At 73.2% G+C, this 18,769-nt stretch carries 15 protein-coding genes; 5 read left to right on the plus strand and 10 right to left on the minus strand.

Going from position 1 to position 18,769, the window contains the following annotated elements:
* The first annotated feature begins 61 nt into the window (after positions 1-61).
* On the plus strand, positions 62-2,419 hold the full coding sequence (gene treY / locus ACIRB1_RS05715; protein WP_403464670.1) for a malto-oligosyltrehalose synthase: 2,358 nt from the start codon (positions 62-64) through the stop codon (positions 2,417-2,419).
* On the opposite strand, the gene ACIRB1_RS05720 is transcribed toward treY, so the two are convergent.
* The gene (locus ACIRB1_RS05720; RefSeq protein ID WP_403464671.1) at positions 2,416-3,510 is read right to left on the minus strand and encodes a cytochrome P450; all 1,095 of its coding nucleotides are present in this window, start codon (positions 3,508-3,510) and stop codon (positions 2,416-2,418) included. The two genes, treY and ACIRB1_RS05720, sit on opposite strands and share 4 nt — an antisense overlap.
* A 343-nt stretch (positions 3,511-3,853) precedes the next feature.
* Here ACIRB1_RS05720 and ACIRB1_RS05725 point away from each other — a divergent pair, with 343 nt between their 5' ends.
* Positions 3,854-5,146, plus strand: coding sequence for a M14 family zinc carboxypeptidase (locus ACIRB1_RS05725; protein ID WP_403464672.1), 1,293 nt, complete (start codon positions 3,854-3,856; stop codon positions 5,144-5,146).
* A gap of 31 nt (positions 5,147-5,177) precedes the next feature.
* Here the strand turns inward: ACIRB1_RS05725 and ACIRB1_RS05730 are convergent, their stop codons facing one another.
* The 3 genes from ACIRB1_RS05730 to ACIRB1_RS05740 all read right to left on the minus strand — a co-directional run bounded on the left by ACIRB1_RS05730 (position 5,178) and on the right by ACIRB1_RS05740 (position 7,876).
* Positions 5,178-5,663, minus strand: coding sequence for an SSI family serine proteinase inhibitor (locus ACIRB1_RS05730; RefSeq protein WP_403464674.1), 486 nt, complete (start codon positions 5,661-5,663; stop codon positions 5,178-5,180).
* On the minus strand, positions 5,660-7,141 hold the full coding sequence (locus ACIRB1_RS05735; protein WP_403464675.1) for a M14 family zinc carboxypeptidase: 1,482 nt from the start codon (positions 7,139-7,141) through the stop codon (positions 5,660-5,662). Before ACIRB1_RS05735 ends, ACIRB1_RS05730 begins: the two co-directional genes overlap by 4 nt.
* A gap of 183 nt (positions 7,142-7,324) precedes the next feature.
* Positions 7,325-7,876: a DUF1707 and FHA domain-containing protein gene (locus ACIRB1_RS05740; protein WP_352177803.1), complete on the minus strand. Its 552-nt coding sequence runs from the start codon at positions 7,874-7,876 to the stop codon at positions 7,325-7,327.
* 173 nt (positions 7,877-8,049) lie between these two features.
* Between ACIRB1_RS05740 and treZ the strand changes: the two genes are divergently transcribed.
* Positions 8,050-9,795 carry a malto-oligosyltrehalose trehalohydrolase gene (treZ, locus tag ACIRB1_RS05745; RefSeq protein ID WP_403464676.1) on the plus strand — a complete coding sequence of 582 codons (1,746 nt, stop codon included), beginning with the start codon at positions 8,050-8,052 and terminating at the stop codon, positions 9,793-9,795.
* Positions 9,796-9,823: 28 nt separating this feature from the next.
* Here the strand turns inward: treZ and ACIRB1_RS05750 are convergent, their stop codons facing one another.
* From ACIRB1_RS05750 to ACIRB1_RS05765, 4 genes are all read right to left on the minus strand, one after another.
* Positions 9,824-10,774, minus strand: coding sequence for an aminoglycoside phosphotransferase family protein (locus ACIRB1_RS05750; protein ID WP_403464677.1), 951 nt, complete (start codon positions 10,772-10,774; stop codon positions 9,824-9,826).
* A gap of 42 nt (positions 10,775-10,816) precedes the next feature.
* Entirely contained in the window at positions 10,817-11,944 is a 1,128-nt protein-coding gene (locus ACIRB1_RS05755) for a M24 family metallopeptidase (protein ID WP_403464678.1), read from the minus strand.
* Positions 11,945-12,367: 423 nt separating this feature from the next.
* Positions 12,368-12,952 (minus strand): PDZ domain-containing protein, encoded by a 585-nt coding sequence (locus tag ACIRB1_RS05760; protein ID WP_403464679.1) that lies wholly within the window; start codon positions 12,950-12,952, stop codon positions 12,368-12,370.
* A gap of 205 nt (positions 12,953-13,157) precedes the next feature.
* Positions 13,158-13,346 carry a hypothetical protein gene (locus ACIRB1_RS05765; RefSeq protein WP_403464680.1) on the minus strand — a complete coding sequence of 63 codons (189 nt, stop codon included), beginning with the start codon at positions 13,344-13,346 and terminating at the stop codon, positions 13,158-13,160.
* 77 nt (positions 13,347-13,423) lie between these two features.
* Between ACIRB1_RS05765 and ACIRB1_RS05770 the strand changes: the two genes are divergently transcribed.
* The gene (locus ACIRB1_RS05770) at positions 13,424-14,956 is read left to right on the plus strand and encodes a hypothetical protein (protein ID WP_403464681.1); all 1,533 of its coding nucleotides are present in this window, start codon (positions 13,424-13,426) and stop codon (positions 14,954-14,956) included.
* A gap of 46 nt (positions 14,957-15,002) precedes the next feature.
* Here the strand turns inward: ACIRB1_RS05770 and cyc2 are convergent, their stop codons facing one another.
* Positions 15,003-17,156, minus strand: a complete 2,154-nt coding sequence (gene cyc2 / locus ACIRB1_RS05775) for a germacradienol/geosmin synthase Cyc2 (RefSeq protein ID WP_403464682.1) — start codon at positions 17,154-17,156, stop codon at positions 15,003-15,005.
* 141 nt (positions 17,157-17,297) lie between these two features.
* Between cyc2 and ACIRB1_RS05780 the strand changes: the two genes are divergently transcribed.
* Positions 17,298-17,519 (plus strand): hypothetical protein, encoded by a 222-nt coding sequence (locus ACIRB1_RS05780; protein ID WP_403464683.1) that lies wholly within the window; start codon positions 17,298-17,300, stop codon positions 17,517-17,519.
* A gap of 60 nt (positions 17,520-17,579) precedes the next feature.
* On the opposite strand, the gene ACIRB1_RS05785 is transcribed toward ACIRB1_RS05780, so the two are convergent.
* On the minus strand, positions 17,580-18,761 hold the full coding sequence (locus ACIRB1_RS05785; protein ID WP_403464684.1) for a damage-control phosphatase ARMT1 family protein: 1,182 nt from the start codon (positions 18,759-18,761) through the stop codon (positions 17,580-17,582).
* Positions 18,762-18,769 lie beyond the last annotated feature (8 nt).

Genomic DNA, 18,769 nt, shown 5'->3' on the forward strand with positions numbered 1-18,769 from the left:
TCAGAGCACCGGATGCGGGGTCGATGACACGAAAGACGGCCGGGCGGGTACGTAGGTCTGCATGACACCTGAGCGACCCGACCCGGCAGTGCCCACGGCCACCTACCGGTTGCAGCTACAGCCCGAGTTCCCGTTCCCGGCGGCGGCTGCGGCCGTGCCGTACCTGGCGTCGCTCGGCGTCTCGCACCTGCACCTGTCCCCCGTCCTCGAGTCCGTCCCGGGCTCCACGCACGGCTACGACGTCGTCGACCACGCGCGCGTGCGGGACGAACTCGGCGGCGAGGACGGGCTGCGGGCCCTCGCGCGCACCGCGCGCGAGCACGGTCTCGGCCTCGTGGTGGACATCGTGCCCAACCACATGGCGATGTCCCCGCGCCACAACCACGCCCTGTGGGAGGTCCTCCGGGAGGGCCCCAAGTCGCCGTACGCGCGCTGGTTCGACATCGACTGGGAGGCCCAGGGCGGGCAGGTGCTGCTGCCGGTGCTCGGCGGTCCCGTCGGCGGGGAGCTGGAGCACATGGCGGTCGACGGCGACGTGCTGCGCTACTACGACCACGTCTTTCCGCTGCGTGAAGGCACCGCCGAGCTGCCGCTGCCGCGGCTCCTGGACGCGCAGCGGTACCGCCCGGTGTGGTGGCGGCTGGCCCGCACCGAGCTCAACTACCGGCGGTTCTTCAGCATTTCGGAGCTGATCGGGGTGCGCGTCGAGGACCCCGAGGTCTTCGACGCCACGCACGCGAAGATGCTGCAACTGCTGCGTGAGGGCGTCGTCGACGGGCTGCGCGTCGACCACCCCGACGGCCTCGCCGACCCCGACGACTACCTCGCGCGGCTGCACGAGGCCACCGGGGGCCGCTGGACGGTCGTGGAGAAGATCCTCGCGGACGGAGAGCACCTGCCGGCGTCCTGGCCCGTCGCGGGCACCACCGGCTACGACGCGCTCCGCCAGGTCGACGGGCTGTTCACGGACCCGGCGGGCGTGGGGGAACTCCTGGGCCAGTACCGGAGGTTCGCGGCCCCGCAGACCGACCGCGGCGGCCAGTGGGAGGCGACGGTACGGCGGGCGGCGTACAAGGTGCTCACGCACGAGCTGGTCGCCGAGATGGACCGGCTGACCCGGGTCGTGGTCCGGCTGTGCGCCACGTCCCCGGAGCCCGCGCTGCGCGACCGGGCCCCCTGGGCGCTGCGGACCGCGCTGCTGGAGCTGCTGGTCCGCCTGGAGGTGTACCGGCCGTACACCTCCGGGGACACCGCCGCGGTCGTCACCGAGGAGGCGGCGGCCGAGGCCCGGCAGGCGTTCGTCGTCCCGGAGGAGGCGGGCGCCGTCGACGTCGTACGGGAGCTGCTGCTGGGGGGTCACGGGGACGGGCCCGAACAGGTCGAGTTCCGGACGCGGTTCGCGCAGACCGCTTCCGCGCTGCGGGCCAAGTCCGTCGAGGACACGGCCTTCTACCGGTATGTGCCGCTCCTGTCGGCGACCGAGGTGGGCGGGAACCCGGGGAGCCCCGCGGTGTCCCCGGAGGACTTCCACGCGTTCTGCGCGCGCGTGCAGCGCGACTGGCCCGCCATGGGCACGGTGCTGTCGACGCACGACACGAAGCGCAGCGCCGACGTACGGGCCGCGCTGGCGGTGCTCACCGAGGTGCCGGAGCGCTGGGCGGACGTGCTGGCCGAGGTGACCCGCACTGGCGAGGGCGTGCCGGACGCCCAACTGGCGTGGGCCGCCTGGCAGACGGTGTTCGGGCTCGGCCCCGCGGACCCGGAGCGCGTCCAGGAGGCCCTGCTGAAGCATGTGCGCGAGGCGGGCCTGTACACGAGCTGGACGGAGCAGGAGCCGCCGTACGAGGAGGCGGTGGCGGCGTTCGTCGCGGCGGGCCCGTGCGGGGCTCCGGGTGAGCGGGTGGCGGCTTTCCGTACGGCACTTGAGGCGCACATCCGGGCGAACATGCTGAGTGCCACCCTGGTCCAGCTCACGATGCCCGGCGTGCCGGACCTCTACCAGGGCACGGAGACTGAGTACCGGGCCCTGGTCGACCCGGACAACCGCCGCCCGGTGCCGTTCCCGCCGCCGCACCCCGGCGACAAGGGCGCGCTGACGGCCGCCGCGCTCCGGTTGCGGGCCCGGCGGCCCGAGGTGTTCGGTGACGCGGCGACGTACACCCCGCTGACGGCGGAGGGCCCGGCGGCGGCGCACTGTGTGGCGTTCGCGCGCTCCGGGAGTGCGGTCACGGCGGTGACCCGGCTGTCGTCGCGGCTCGCGGAGGCGGGCGGCTGGCGTGACACGGTGCTGCCGCTGCCGCCGGGGCGGTGGGTCGATGTGCTGGCTCCGGAGCGGGAGTTCACGGGGCACGCACGCGTGGCGGACGTTTTCGGATCGTCGCCCGCGGTGCTGCTGGAGCGGGTGGGCGAGAGTGACTAGCGGGTGCGGACCCTGAGGATCTTGGGCGAGCGCCGGACCAGGTCCTCAGGCGCCGCCTGGGCGCCCTCTGCGCGGCGCAGGCCCGGCAGGACGGCCAGCAGCGCCCGCAGGCCGTGTTCGGCCGTGAGACGGGCGAGGAGGGCCTCGGCCGAGGCGTGGCGGCCCGTGCCGTGGGCGAGCGGGGCGGGGTCGGGGCGGAAGGCGTCGTAGCGGTCGGGGTCGGTGAAGCGTTCCGGGTCGCGGCCCGCGGCGCCGAGGAGGCAGGCGACGGTGGCTCCGGCGGGGATCGCGCCGACGGGTTCGACGGCCCGGCGCTTCACGATGTGCAGCGGCGGGTCACGGCGCAGGGACTCCGCCCAGGCACCCGCCGTGAGGTCGGGCCGGTCCCGGAGCACCGCCAGCTGTCGTGGGTGCTCCAGGAGGTTGGCGAGGAACGACGCCAGCGCCCGCGCGGTGGACTCCCCCGCGGCGCCGAGCAGCGTGCCCACCAGCCCCGTGACGGCCTCGTCGGTCCGTTCGGCGCACAGCACGGAGAGCAGGTCACCGCCCGGGTGGGCGCGGCGCCGGGCCGTCAGCGGGCGCAGGAAGACGGCCAGTTCGGAACGCCCGCCCCCGGAGGGGCCGAGTCCCGTGCGGCACCAGCAGTGCACACGTGCGGTCTCCTCGTACGGCAGCCCGAGCGCGGCCACGAGCGTGGCGGTGGGCAGCCAGTCGCAGAACTCGGCCACGAGGTCGGCCTCTTCACGGGCGGCCAGCCGACGGGCGAGGACATGGGCGCCGCGTTCGACGGCGGCGGTCAGCGCGGCCGACGCGGGCCCGTGCAGCGCCCGTTCGAGGCGCTGATCGGCCTCCGACGTCCCCTCGCCGGGCAGGGGGATAAGCCGGGGGTCGGCGAGCGCGGCGCGGACGTCGACGTAGCGGCTGACGAGCCAGGCGCCGAAGGGCTCGTCGTACACCAGGGGGTGATGCGTACGCAGGGTGCGGTAGAGCGGATACGGGTCCCGTACGGCCGTCCGCAGGCTCGGCGGGGCCGGTGGGCGGGCGGGGATGCCCGTGGTCCGCGTGACGAGGACGTCCGTGAGACACAGCACCGCCGTCCGCTCCCGTGGTCGTCGCTCCGCCGCACACCGCCCTGGGGGCGCGCGGCCGGTCGTCCGCGCGATGCGCCCACGCGGCTGCCCCCAGCCGACCACCACTGCTCGCGGGGCGCAGCTCCCGTACGGCCGTCCGGGTGAGGCGGGCGTCCCGGAGACCTACGGCGTACGGGGACGGCCGCACGCCATGAGAACCCGGGCCCCCTGCCGGCGCCCACGCCGTTACCGGCTGCCGGTACACGCGCCTGGGCGCCCCCGGTAGCCTCCCCCGCGGTCTCCTTGACAGTTCCCAGAGGCCGTGGGGTACTGCGGTTGCGAAGCCGGGGCGGACTAGTCGGGGGTGAGTCTTCTGCCGGAGTTGCGATACCCCAGTGTGACCGAACTGGTCTCGACCGCAGGGGCGTTGGCCGCGCACCGGCCGGGTCTGTGCGCCCTGAGGCAGGTGGGTGTCTCCCGCGCGGGCAGACCGCTGCACCTGTTGTCCGTGGGGCACGCCCAGCGCGCCGTCCTGGTGGTCGCGGGCGCCCACGCCAATGAGCCGACGGGCGGCTCCACTCTCCTCGCCCTGGCCGAACGGGTCGTAGCGGAGAAGGAGTTGAGGTCGGACACCTCCTGGCACTTTCTGCTCTGCGCGGACCCGGACGGGGCGAGTCTGCATGTGACGCCGGCGCCGCGGAGTCTGTTCGACTACCACCTGGGGTTCTTCCGTCCGGCCGGGCCGGAGCAGCCGGAGTGGTCGCCTTCGGTGCTGCCGCCCGACCGGCTGCCGCCGGAGACGCGGGCGCTGACCCGGGTGATCGACGAGCTGCGGCCCTACCTCCAGGTGACGCTGCACGGGACCGATCTGGGCGGCAGCTGGGTGCAGCTGACGAAGGACATACCGGGGCTGGCCGAGCCGTTCGCCAAGTCGGCGGCCGAGCTGCACATCCCGGTGGAGACGGGCGCCTCGGACGCGGCGGGCTGGCCCGCCTCGGGGCCCGGGGTGCATGTGATGCCGGCGCCCGGCGTGGACATGGCGTACCCGAGCATGCCGGACGACGCGCGGCACAGCACCTGGTACCACGCGCACCGGTACGGCGGCCTCACGGCGGTCGTGGAGGTCCCGATGTGGGCCAGCGACCTGGTGGACGACCCGGCACCGCATCCGGCCCCCGCGGCGGCGATACGGCGGCTGGCGCGCCGTCTGCTGCGGGACGGGCGGGAGGTGGACCGGGTGCTCGCCGAGGCGCTGCCGCGGCTCCAGGGCGTCGACGGGCCGCTGCTGCGGGCCGCGAAGTGGGCCCTGGAGCTGGTGCCGGGTCTCGCGGCGGACTGGATGCACACCGAGCCGGCCGGCACGACGATGGCGTACGTGGGCAGCGTGGACGCGTTCGGGCGGCGGCTGCCGTTGCGGGCCGCGGCGATGCTGCTGCGGGTCCTGCGGGAGACCGACGACCGCGCGGCGCCCCTGCTGGAACAGCTCGTGGCGTCCTGGAGCGACGCCTTCGAGGAACGCTTCCGGGCCCGCTGGGTGCCGCTGGAGAACCAGGTCGAGCATCAGGCCCGCACGGTCGTGGCGGCGGCGCTGCACGCGCGCGAGCAGGCGGGCGGGTTCGACGAGGTCTCACGCGCGCGTGCCCGGCACTCGGCCTGATCCCGCCCGCTCCGGCCGCTCCGCCCGCGCCTCAGCGGTCCAGCGCGAAGACGTCTCCTGTGCGTGCCGCCATGGAGCACGCGTTGGCGAAGGTCCTGTTGTAGTCGACCGGGCGCCCCTGCCACTCCCCGCGCGCGTGGGCGGTCACCGGGGCGTAGATCATCGGGCAGAAGGCGCTCTTGGGCGGGAGCGCGTCGATGTCGCCGTCCGCCGCGGCCAGTTCGGCGCAGGCCTCGGCCGCGTGGGCGTGCCCCTGGGGCGGGTCGCACAGCAGCAGGGTCCCGCGCGTGTCACTGGACCGGCTGTCGCCCCGGGTGACGGTGAGGTAGAGCCAGTCGCCCCGGAGACCGTGGTGGGGTGCGGTCGCCCGGGCCGGTGCCTGCCCGGCGAGGAGCACGAGGGCCGCCGCGAGCAGGGCACTCCGTAGGGCGGTCGCCTTCCTGGTGCGGGTCTTCAGGGGGCGGATTTCCGCGATGCGGGTCTTCGGGGCGTGCGGCTCGGAGATGGTGTGCGTCATTCCCGGTGCATCGGCACCACGGTCTCCGTACCCCACCCCGGCTCACCCGAACGGGAACGCACGGGCGCGTGCCGGTGGGCCAGTTCGAACGCGCTGAGCACCACGCGCGACTGGTACTCGACCTGGCGTGCGACCGAGATCCAGCGCGCACCGCAGCCGTCGCGGTAGTCGGCGCACCATTGGTCGACCAGCCGGTCCAACTCCGGGAGGACATCGGCCTGATCGTGCCCGGAGGTGACGACGACCTGGTAGAGCAGCCCCGCCGTGCGCAGCGCCAGGCGCCGCCCCGCGATGCGCAGGGCCGCCAGATGCGCGGTGCCGAGCGGCGGGAGCGGACGGGCGGCGCCGGTGTCGACCTCGGGGTCCCACGCGTCGGCGAGCCCGGGGCAGACCAGTAAATAGTCGTCGACCGGCGCGAGCAGCCGTGCGGCGTCGGACACGACGAGGGTCCCGGGCCGCGCGCCGGGCACGGTGGACGGCGGCACCGGTCCACCGGTCCGCGCGAGCCCGCCCGACTCCAGGCCCGCCCGGGAGAGTCCTCCCGCTTCCGCGCCGCCCGGCACGAACGGCCGTATCCGCGCGAGGAGTCGCTCCAGGATGCGGGTGTCGTGGCGCAGGGTGTGGCTCACGGTGCGGAGGAACGCGTCCGCGTCGGCGGGCGGGGTGCCGTCCTCGACGCCGGCCACGCCCCACATCGGCGCCTCGACGACCGCGGTGACGGTGCCGTACCGGTGCGGGTGGTACCAGGTCGACTCGACGGCGGCCTCGGTGATGGCGGCGGCCAGGTCGCCCGGGCGCGGGGGCGGGATGCGGTAGACGGCGGGGCCCAGGCTGGGCCAGTACAGCGTGTCGTACGGGCCGAGTTCGCGCGGGACGGCGAGGCGGGCGGCGGTGTGGGCGACGCGGCGGGCGAGGCCGGGGAGGTCGTGGGTGAGTTCCACGAAGCCGCCGCCGACGTCGACGCCGTGCAAGGAGCACTGGAGGAACGGCCGGAGTTCGTCCTGGACCGCCAACAGGGCGCGGGTCTCCGGGAGTCGGGCCCCGGCCGCGCCGTCCGGGAGCCACTCGGGCTGCTCCAGGAAACCGGGCCGGAAGAAGTTCCGGAAGTACCGGCCGAGGCTGTACGGGCCGGACAGCCAGCCCTCGTTGCGGCGCGAGCCGTCGGGGTCGAGGCACAGCAGCAGGTTCCAGGTGGCGTCGGCGCCCTCGCTCAACCGGGGGTCGGCCAGGACCCGTTCGGCCAGCCGCAGCACCGTCGCGCCCCCGACCGGCTCGTTGGCGTGCGGTCCGGCGACCACGAGGGCCTGACGGCTGCCGTGGCCCACGGAGAGCAGCCACAGGGGCGTACCGGCCCGGGAGGTCCCGACGCGGCGCAGCCGGGCGTCCTGGGGGTGGCGGGCGACGAGCGCGGCGGCCTGGGCGCCCAACTCGTCCACGGACGGGTAGCGGAGGAGTGGCGGCAGGGCGCACCTCCACAAATGTGGTGCGGTCGGTTCACCTGGTGTGCATGGTGTACGCACAGTCAGTCACGGCGTACGGGGTACGTCAACACCGCCGTACACAAAGGGATTTCACGCACGCCAAGATCGCCACATCGGGTAATGCCCAGGCCAGAGGTGAGGTGGAGGTGCCGGTCGGCCGTCGCCGGACGCCGTCCGGGCTCAGGTGACGGCGAGCCGGAACGCCATCCGTCCGAAGCCGATCTGGTCGCCCTCGCGGACGACGGCCGCCCCGATGACCCGTCGGCCGTTGACCGTCGTGCCGTTGGTCGAGCCGAGATCGCGCAGCACCCACATGCCGCCCTGGCGGCTGAGTTCGGCGTGCACCCGGGACACCGTCTCGTGGGTCAGGCGCAGTCCGTTGGCGGGGTCGCGGCCGATGCGCAGCGGATGTCCGTTGCCCGGGTGGGGCAGCAGCAGCTTGGGGAGCCGCTCGGCCTGCCAGGCCCTGCGCAGCCGCACGGTGAAGCCGGAGACGGCCTCCACGGTGCCGAACAGCACCCGGGAGAGGCGGCTTTCGGTGGGCAGGTCGGCGGTGAGCAGCGCGAGGTCCTCGGACCGGCGGGCGGCGAGCGCGAGCTCCATGCGCCGGATGAACGTGTCGTGCGACAGCCTGCCCATGGCGACGCCGTCATGGAGGACCTTGAGCGCCTTGTCGCGCTCCACGTCGGACAGCCGCGCGGGGTACGTGTGGAACTCGAAGGACGACGTCACGTTCGTGATTGTCGGGCAGTGAACCCCGGGTGTCCAGCAGACGCGGAAACGGCCCGCACGCGCGCGAACATGACGACACCTGCGCCAAAGGGGTGGATTCAAAAGCGGATTGATCTCGTTTGAAGCACGATGGACGGGCTACATCCCGGTGAGCAGACGAAGGGGAACCGTCCGTGCAGTTCGAGGTGTGGGCACCAGAGGCAGACCGAGTGACGCTCCATTGCGACGGCGCCACGCGCGCGTTGGAGCGCGATTCCGAGCGCGCGGGATGGTGGCGCGGGGAGGCGGAGGCGGGCGACGGCTCGCGGTACGGGTTCGCGGTGGACGACGGGCCGCCACTGCCCGACCCGCGCTCGCGCCGACAGCCGGACGGACCGGACGGATTGAGCGCCGTCGTCGACCACGAGCGGTACACCTGGCGTGCCGCGTGGTCCGGACGCCCGCTCCCCGGAGCGGTCCTCTACGAGCTGCACGTCGGCACGTACACCCCCGAGGGCACCCTGGACGCGGCGGCCGACCGGCTCGGCCATCTCGTCGAACTGGGCGTCACGCACGTCGAGTTGATGCCCCTGTGCCCCTTCCCCGGCCGAAACGGCTGGGGCTACGAGGGCGTCTCCCTGTGGGCCGTGCACGAGCCCTACGGCGGCCCCGAGGCACTCAAGCGGTTCGTCGACCGCGCCCACGAACTGGGCCTGGGCGTCGTGCTCGACGTGGTGCACAACCACCTCGGCCCGTCCGGGAATTACCTCCCCGCGTTCGGCCCCTACTTCACGGACACGCACCACACGCCCTGGGGCAGCGCCGTCAACCTGGACGCGCCCGGCTCCGACGAGGTCCGCGCGTTCCTCCTGGGCAGCGCGCTGGCGTGGCTGCGTGAGTACCGGATCGACGGGCTGCGGCTGGACGCGGTGCACGCGCTGAAGGACACGCGCGCGTGCCACTTCCTGGAGGAACTGTCGTCCGCCGTCGACGCGTTGGCCGCCGAGACGGGCCGGCCGCTGTTCCTGGTCGCCGAGTCCGACCTGAACGACCCGCGTGTGGTGACCCCGCGCGCGGAGGGTGGCCTCGGGCTGCACGCGCAGTGGAACGACGACTTCCACCACGCCCTGCACACCGCGGTGACCGGTGAATCGCAGGGCTACTACGCGGACTTCGCGCGGGCCCCGCTCTCCGCGGTCGCCAAGACGCTGACGGGCGGCTTTTTCCACGACGGCACCTATTCGAGCTTCCGGGGCCGTCATCACGGCCGCCGCCTCGACCGCACGCGCGTGGCCGCGCACCGGCTCCTCGGCTACAGCCAGACCCACGACCAGATCGGCAACCGCGCCCAGGGGGACCGCCTTTCGGCCTCCCTCTCCCCCGGCCTGCTGGCCTGCGCCGCCGCGCTGACCCTGACCGGGCCCTTCACCCCGATGCTGTTCATGGGCGAGGAGTGGGCCGCGGGCACGCCCTGGCAGTTCTTCACCGACCACACCGACCCGGACCTCGCGGAGGCCGTACGGCAGGGCAGGCGGCGGGAGTTCACGTCGCACGGCTGGGCCGAGGAGGACGTGCCCGACCCGCAGGACCCGGCGACCCGCGACCGCTCGTGCCTCGACTGGACGGAACCGCAGAGCGAGCCCCACGCACGCGTGCTGGCCTGGTACCGGCGGCTCATCGCCCTCCGCCACCAGGAGCCCGACCTCACCGACCCCGACCTCACCGACACGAAGGTCGCCTACGACGAGGACGCCCGCTGGCTCGCCCTGCGCCGCGGCGACGTCCGCGTCGCCGTCAACCTCGGCAAGGAACCCGCCGCGATCCCCCTCGGCACCCGCTCGGCGGAGATCCTGGCCGCGTGGGAGCCGGTGGAGGTACCGGGGGCGGACGGGTTGCTGCGGGTGCCCGGGGAGTCGTGCGTGGTGTTGGCGCAGGGCTGACGTAAACGCTCGCGCAAGCGTTTACGCCCTAGAGTTCCGCGTCCCCACCCGCGTCCGCGTCCCGCAGCTCCGTCACCCGTTCCAGCAGGATCGCCTCCCAGGTGCGCCGTAGCTGGGTCCTGAGGAGGGGCAGGGGGCCGGTGTCGCGGCCCTTGAGGTGGTCGGCGAGGCGGATGACGGTGTCGCAGCGGGCGAGCCAGAGGCCGCGCAGACACGGGCGGGCGCCGTAGCCGGCCAGGGTCGCGGCGCGTACGGCGGCGGGGGAACCGACCGCCAGCGCGAGCCCGGCGATGTCCTCGGCGGGGTCGCCGAGGACCGCGTCGGTCCAGTCCAGGACTCCGCGGACCCGGCCCTCGGCGCTGACCACGAGGTGTTCGCCCTTGAGGTCGTGGTGGACGAGGACGGCGGTACCGGCCTGCGCGGCGAGCTGGATCGCGCCGGGCTGGGTCAGCTGGTGGAGGCGGGCGGCGTCGAACTCGTCGGTGGCGGCGAGCCGTTCGGCGGCCCGCTCGGCGGCGCGGCGCAGCGCCTCCAGGGAGCGTGGTGCGGTGCGCGGGACGCCGAGTGACTCGGCCTGCCGGGCGGGCACCTCGCGCAGCCCGGTGAGCAGTCCGGCGAGGTCGGCCTCGCCGACGGCGGAGACGTCCTGGTCCTCGCCGGAACGCCCGGGCACCTTGGTGTCCAGCGTGTAGGTGAGCCCGGGCGCCCACTCGCCGTACGCCACGCTGGTGGGGACCGCGACCGGGAGGGACGGCCGTACGAGGTCGCGCAGGCGCAGTTCGCGGCGCTGGCGCAGGGCGGCCTCGCGGGTCGGGGCGAGGCGCAGCACATGGCGGGAGCCGACCCACCAGGTGGCGTGCTCGCCGCCCTCGGCGACGGGCCGGATCTCGGGTCCGGCGCCGTCGGCCGCATTGTCCTTGAGCAGGGAGCGGACCAGTTGCCGGACGGTGTCCGCTGTGGGTGTCGGTGCCTGGGTCATGGTCGCGCCGTCGCCGTTCGGGGTCGGGGCTCCTGGTCGTCGTCAGTCCACCAGGGCCATCTCACGGGCCGTGTTGTTGAGCCGGCGACCGCCGTCCTCGGTCACCGTGACGATGTCCTCGATACGTACCCCGAAGCGGCCGGGCAGATAGATGCCGGGCTCCACGGAGAAGCACATCCCGGGCACGAGGGGCTGTTCCTCGCCCTCGATCATGTACGGCGGCTCGTGCGTGGTGACGCCGATGCCGTGGCCGGTGCGGTGGATGAAGTAGGGGCCATAGCCGGCGGAGTCGATGACCGCGCGGGCGGCGCGGTCGACCTCCTGGCAGGCGACTCCGGGGCGCACCGCGCGGAAACCGGCCTCCTGGGCCTCGCGGACGAGGTCGTGGACGCGCTGTTCCTCGTCGCTGGGCTCGCCGACGTGGACCGTGCGCGAGGTGTCGGAGCCGTAGCCGTCCTTGAGGCCGCCGAAGTCGAGGACGATCATGTCCCCCTGCTGGATGACACGGTCGCCCACTTCGTGGTGCGGGTTGGCTCCGTTGGGGCCCGAGGCGACGATCGTGAAGTCGACCTGGGAGTGCCCGAACTGCCGCAGCAGATCGGCGAGATCGGCGCCGACGTCGGACTCGCGGCGGCCGGCGAAGGGAACCTTCCGGATCTCCTCGTACGCTGCGTCGGCGGCGGCTCCGGCCGCCGCCATGAGGTCCAGTTCGGCCTTGTCCTTCACGGCGCGCAGCATCGGCAGCGCGTCGGTGAGGGAGGCGTAGGTGGTGTCGGGCAGCGTCTTCTGGAGGCCCAGCAGGTGCATGGACCAGGCGTTGTCGCTGATCCCGAAGCGGCCCGTGGCGTCGAGGAGCGCGGCGGTGGCGGCGTAGGGGTCCTTGCCGTCGGTCCAGTCGCGCAGGGTGAGGGCGTCGGCTCCGGCCGCCTTCGCGGCGTCGGGGGCCTCCAGGGTAGGGACGACGAGGACCGGGGAGCGTCCGGGCGCCAGGACGAGGACGGTGAGCCGTTCGGTGATCGCCGTGGGCACGTAGCCGGTGAGCCACACGAGGTCCGGTCCCGGAGCCACCAGCAGGCCCGCGAGACCGGCGTCGGCGGCGGCCCGGGCGGCGCGGTCCATGCGGGCCCTGTAGTCGTCGGCGGTGAAGGGCGCGGGCGGGCTACCGGTCATTCAGGGCCTCCGAGAGCGTGCGGAAGGGGGCTACGGTCAGCATCCTGCCCTCCCCCGCGGGGCCACGCGAGCCGATCGCCCGCTCTTTCCGCCCCGGACACGATCACGGCGTCAGCCCTCCCGGGGCCATGGGGGGACCCCCAGGAGGAGCGGCACTCCCCCGGGGACCTGCTCCGGACGCCTGCGCACACCGGCCCCGGGAGAGCAGCGTCCTGACTCGCCCGACGCACCGCACGGAGAGGCCGTGATAGCCCGCGTCGTAGACCGCCCCAGTACGGCGAGCCCGATCAAGGCGGGCTGGGCGGTACTGGACGCCGAAGCCGACCAGGACCACCGAGCCGAGGACCCGGGTCACGTCGTAGGCGACCTCGGCGGACCAGCGCTTTTCCCACCCAGGTGCTTCCTGGTGACTGACGTGGTTCGTCAGAGGACGTACCCCGGGACCACGGTGAACTGCTGGAAGCCGCCGCTGTGGTGGCGGACCGTGACGGTGACCTCGTCCCCGGGGTGGGCCCGGGCGACGGCGCGGGCGAGGTCGGCGGCGGAGTCGACACGGTCGCCGTCGAACGTGAGCAGTACGTCACCCCGGATCAGTCCGGCGGTGTAGCCGGGCCCGGGCATGTGGACGCCTACGATCAGGGCGCCCGCCTTCTCGGCGTCCACGGCCTCCACGCCGAGGGTCGCGGTGGCGGCCGTGGGCGACGGCGCCGGCGTCGGGCTCCCGGAGGACGCGGGCTTACCGGACGACGGTGCCGTGGACGCCGGTCGATGGGCGGCCTGGCGTTGCATCTCGGCGAGTTTGCTCATGCCGATCACCGTGGCGCCGACCGTGCCGAGGCCGACCCCGGAGAGGACCAGGACGGTCCCGACGAACACGCTGAACAGCAGGGTGATGAGCCGTCGGCCGCGGCGCCGCGCGGCGTGCGGGCGCCGGGGGCCGCCCGGCCTGGTGCCGTCGCCGGGTTCCTGACCGGGCATCGGCTTGGGACGCAACGCAGTCTGTTCCATGGATCGCCTCCGGCAGATGCTCTACCCGGCGCACCGGCGCCCGACGTGCCACGAACGAGTGAGACTGACCGGCGGTCCGTACGGTGCACGACACGCGGCTCCGCCGACGGGACGGCGACCGCGCCCGGTACCCCCGCGGCCGCCGAACGGGGCAGCGGGGTCAGGCCGAGACCGGCGGCGGCGAGAGACGTGAGGACGAGGAGCGTCACACCGCGCGCGGGTGGGCGTTCAGGACGCGGGGTCCGAGTGCGGTGAGCGCGGTGAGCGCGGTGAGCGCGGTGAGCGCGGTGGCGAGGGTGAACGCGCGTTCGGGGATGCGGCCAACCGGACGACGTCCGCGCCGCGCGACCCGATACCGGCGACTACCGATCCGGCCCACATCCTCCCGCTCCACCCGGTGTCAGTGGCGGCGACCACCCGGAACCCCGCTGCCCGGCCGCGTTGTCAGTGGCGGCTGTTACGTTCTGTGACATGACCGATCACGCACTGCGGCTGCTCCGAGAACACCCGCACCTGGCCGAACTGGCCGCGTCCCCCTTCGACTTCGACCTGGACCGGGCCGAGCACGGCGAGCCGGTCCGGCTGGCTTCGGGCGGGCCGCTGCGTCCGGTCGCGGGCGACGGGACGGGCGGTACGTACTTCGTGTGCGCGGACGGTTCCGTGCTGTACGCCGACTCCGAGGGCTCGGCCGGGATCATCGGCTCCAGTGTCGACGAGGCGCTGGAGATAGTGATCGGTCTGCCGGGCTGGCGCGACCATGTCGACCTGTCCCCGGCCGACGGCCCGGAGCAGATCATGGCCCGGGTCGCGGAGGCGGAGGAGGAGTTCCGCGAGGACTACGGCATCGACGAGGCGAGGCCCCCACTCCGCGCCGCCCTCGGTCTCCCCGAGCGCTCCCCCGTCGAGCTGATCGGCATGCTGCACACCGCCCTGCTGCGCACGGAGCCCGACTTCCTCCTCCTCAACGCCGAGGAGGGCTGCGCCTACGGCCTTCTGGACCACCATCCCCGCCGCCCCCTGTGGGAGCCGGTGCTCGCTCAGGGGCGAGCGGATCTCGCGGCACTGCGCGCGGGCGACCGTACGGTGTGGGATGCGACGGCCGTGGACCCCGTACGGCGTCGACTCGCGCTGCGGGCCGCGCAGTTCGACCGCGCGGACGGCGACCTTGAGCTGCTGCGGCACCTGGTCCGCCATGAGGCGGAGTCGTCGATGACGGACGAACTCCGGCTGGCCGCCGTGCTGGTGGGGCTGCGCGGACACGCCGAGGACCTGCCGTTGCTGGACGAGGTGCGGGCCACGGACTTCGACACGGCGTGCGGGCTGAGCGAGATGCCGGGGCCCGACGCGGACGGCGCGGCGCTGCGGGAGTGGGCCCGGGGCCTGGACGAGTCGCTCTTCGGTACGGACCCCTCCGACGAACCCCCTTCCACCTGGACCGAGTTGGCGGCCGACCAGGGACTCGTCGAGCTGGCCAGGACGGCCCTGATCCGCCGGCTGGACGACATTGAGCTGGATCAGAGCAGGCTGCGGCGGCGGAACGCCCCGAAGGCACTCGACCCGTCTCCGCTGCGGTCACTGGCCCGCGAGTTCGAGCGACTGGGCGACCGTATCCAGGCGTTGCGCGCCCAGCGTCTGTACACCGCGCTCCAGGACACGGCATGGGACCGCGTCTCGGCCCGGCTGACCCAGGCCCGCCTGGAGCGCGAGACAGGTCAACTCCCGCGAGCGGGGCAGACGTTGACCGCACTGCGGGGCATCCTCGCCGACCCCGCCGACGACTCCCTCCGGCACTGGTGGGGTGTGAACCTCGGCCGCTTCATCGCCGAGGAGCACTACGCCCTGACCCGCGCCCTGGCCGACGCGGACCTCCCGGAAGAGGCCCGCGCGACCCTGACCACCGCCGAGGAGATACGCGGCGAGCTCTCGGGGGCCGCCGCAACGGCCGTACGAGAGCTCGCCGTCGAGGTCGCCGAGCGGGTCGAGGACGTACGGGACCTCGGCTGAGCAGCCGCCTCAAGCCTCCCGAACCCCCGCCCGATCCGATCCGCCGTCAGCCGAACCGCAGCGCCGGCACCCGGTCCGGCACGAACCCGTGCGCACGGCTCGCCAGATACTCGGCCTTGTAGCGGTCGACCTCGCTGTGCCAGTTCAGGATGCCCGCCATCCAGTGCTGGAGGTCGGTCACATAGCCCTTCATGATCTCGCGGGCCTCGTCCGAGAGGTCGAAGTCGTCGTAGACGATGGGAAGTTCGTTCGCGGCGACGTGTTCGAACTGGCGCATCCGCTGGGTCATCAGGTCGTGGACGACGCCGAGTGCGGTCGGGTAGTCGATGCCGAAGAAGTTCTGGACGACAAGGATGGCGTTGTGGATCTCGCCCTCGTACTCGATCTCCTTCTGGTAGGAGAAGACGTCGTTGAGGAGGCAGGCGTAGTCGATGGCCGCGTTCTCCAGCGCGCGGACGGGACCGGTGCGGTAGACCTCGGGCGGCACCTTCGGGCCGTGCCCCATGCGGCACATGCTGAGGGTGAGGTCGGAGCCGAAGGTCGCGCGGCGCATCTCCAGATAGTCGATCGGGTCGGGGATGCGGTGCTGGACCTGGTTGGACAGCTCCCAGACCCAGCTCTCGGTCATCGTGTTGATCGCGGTCTTCAAGGTGCGCCGGTCGTCCAGGGGCATCTCGGCGGTGGTGAGGGCCCACAGGTCGATGAGGCCGCGTTCCATGCCGTTGACCGGCACGATGACCGCCGGTCCCTCAAGGGGCATGCACTCCGAGAGGCGGGCCGTGGTGACGCGGGCGGCGGCGAGGTCGCCGCGGTTGCCGTAGACGAGGGGGTAGTAGTCGTCGCCGTAGGTTCCCCAGGCGAGCCAGCGGGAGCTGAGGTCGAGGGCCGCCTCGGTGGCATCCGGGTCGATGCCTGCGGAGCAGAGCGGGAGGTCGGCGGCGGCGAGTTTCTCCTCGTCCCAGACGCCCTCCTCCAGGATGCCCATGGCGTGCGCCCAGTCGACGAGACGGTGGCGGGCGCCGTCGAGGTGCGGGCTGAGTTCGACCGTGAACGGCATGTAGAAGTCGGGGAGCCGGGAGGGGCCGACCTTCTGGAAGGGCACATGGGTGTAGGCGCGCAGCCGTTCGGCGCCGGCCGAGGCGAGGAGCGCGCCGACGTCGGCGGCGGAGGTGCCGATGCCGGTCGGTCCGTCCAACGGCGAGTTGTCCAGGGCGCCTTCGTTCATGTAGCGGCTGGACCGCAGATGCCATTCGTGGCCGCCGGACTGCCAGTCCTGGAGGCCCTGGGCATAGGCGGCCACGGCCCTGACCTCGTCGGGGGTGAGACCTTTCTCCAGGGCCACGGCGGGCACTTCGGTGAACGCGGTGTGCTCGAACTGGTGGAGCCGTGAGGTCAGCACGTCGTTGACGGTGTCGGCGGCCTCCTGGGTGGTGCAGCCGAAGAAGGACTCCAGGACGAGGACGCCGTTGCTCAGCTCGCCCTCGTCCTCGACCTCCCGCTGGTAGGAGAAGAGGTCGTTGCGCAGGTGGACGCCGTCGGAGAAGGTCTCCATCAGCACCCGCAGCGGTCGCTCCTCGGCGACGGACGCGGGTACTTCGGCGGTCGCGTACTCCACCAGACCGGCCGACCAGGGCGCCCCACCGACCTTGCGGCGCATCTCGATGTACTCGACGGGGTTGGCGACCCGCCCCTCGTTGATGTTGGACAGCTCCCACAGGGACTCGTTGAGCAGGTGCTCGGTGGAGACGGCGAAGCGGCGGCGCCAGTCGACGGACATCGAGGGCACCGTGCGCGCCCACAGGTCGGCGAGTCCCGCCTCGACCGGATTCTCCGGCTCGGGCACGGGGGTCGACAGGTCGAGCGGCATGAACAGCGGCAGCCGGTCCAGGTAGGCCTTGCCGCCGGCGCGGTCCTGGCTGCGCTTGAAGGTCTCCAGGAAGTGGTCGTCGAAGAAGAACACCCACACGTACCAGTCGGTGATCAGCGACAGGGCGGGCCCGTCGCAGTCGGGGTGGGTGTAGGCGCAGAGCAGGCCGTAGTCGTGCGCGTCGAGGTCGGCCTGCTCCCAGATCCCGGAGCCTTCCAGCATGCCCATCTCGCGCGCCCAGGCGGAGGAGTGGGCGCGGGCCTCGTCCAGATGCGGGTTGAGGCGCGCGGGATACGGCATGTAGAAGTGCGGGAGTTCGAACGGCTGGGTCATGGCCGGGCCCTACCCGTGGCCCTCAACACCCATCCCGGGCAGGGGACATGATCACACCATCGCGTGAATCACCGGTGAACCCATGCGTTTCGACCGCCTCTTGTGACGTTCACTTCTACGGGCGCGGACTACGGGGGTTCCGTGTCCTCTCGCCTGAGTCCCGCTGAAACACTCCCGCCCCTACCCCCGCCGTGCCACGCTCACCTCGCCGGCCGGTGCGGCGCCGACATCGGCCGGCTCGGCAACCCCGCCCACGACACGGCGGACTTCAGCGACACGACGCCGGGCAATCTGCCCGCGCACCACGTCCTGCCGTCCAAGGGCCTGCTCCCGGGCCGCAACGGCGTCTTCCGGCCGGCCTGACACCGCACCGGAGCCGAGTCCGCCTCCCCGCCCGGTACAGGCCGCCGACGACCGGGGCGCCTACCCGGCCCGCACCTGGATCAGCGCATGCGTACCCCCTGTACGCCACCGCTGCCCCTCCGCCTCGACCAGCGCGGCCTCCGTACCGGCGTCAAGCCCGGTGATCACATCGGACTTGAGGGTGCGCAAGGCCGCCACCGGCCCGGGGAAGTAGGCAGTGACGTCCGCGAACGGCGTCGTGGGCGGCCAGCGCCGATCCCCCACCAGGCGACGGTAGTTGAGGTCGCCCTTCAGGATCGTCAGGGTGGCCGCCGCGAACTCGGCGCGGAGGTCGGCGGGCATGTCGGCGTACGGCAGCGGCGCGCAGGAGAAGGGGTGGGCGCGCACGGTGAGACGGCCGTCCGCCATGGCCGACCAGAGGCCGCGGCCGTACGTCGCCGCGGCCCCCGGCGCGCCGAAGAGCCGGTGCAGGGCGTCGACGACGTCGGCGGTCGTGGCGTCGGAGACGTAGTACGGGTGCGGCTTGATGTGCAACACCGCGCGCTCGACGCGCTGTTGGTCGAGGAGATGCGCCAACAGGAGCAGATCGGGGATGAGTTCGCGGCCCGCGTTGTCGGCGACGAGGCAGAGGGTGCCGGTGCCGGAGAGCAGCGACCACAGCCGCTCGCTGTCGTCGGCGACCAGGGCCGGCACCGGGGCCCGCGCCGCCGACTCCGCTCCGGCCGCCGAGAGGCGGAAGCCGAGGTCCGCGCGGTTGCCCCAAAGGGAGCCGTGCAGCAGGGAGTCGGCGCGTTCCTCGGGTGACTTGTCCGCCAGCGCGTCGAGTGCGGCGAGTTCCCCGTCCGTCTCGGGGGCGTCGAGTTCGGCGTGCTTGAAGGGGCGGAACGGGTCGATGCCCTGCCAGGCGCCGGGGCGGAAGTAGCCGACGGCGTCGAGGAGTTGGCGGTAGAAGTAGCTCTCGGACCAGAGCCAGGGCACGTCGTACCAGGACTGTCCGGCGTACCGGTCGGTGCCCCAAGCGGCCCATTGGTCATGGTCGGGGGCGTCACGAGGGAGGGGTTCGATCGTGCCCTGGGTGCAGTTCTTCAGGAGGGCGTCGAGGGCGCGGTGCTGCTCGGGGCCGTAGGGGAAGGCGTCGCGTACCTGCTGGATGATCGCGGGGTGCCGTTCGGCCAGCACGCTGCGGGGGAACGAGTCGGGCTCGTCGCCGAGGATCACGGGCGCGGTGGGGGTGTCGGGCATGCGGCTCA

Source organism: Streptomyces sp. NPDC096013 (genome assembly GCF_044763565.1).
GTDB lineage: Bacteria > Actinomycetota > Actinomycetes > Streptomycetales > Streptomycetaceae > Streptomyces.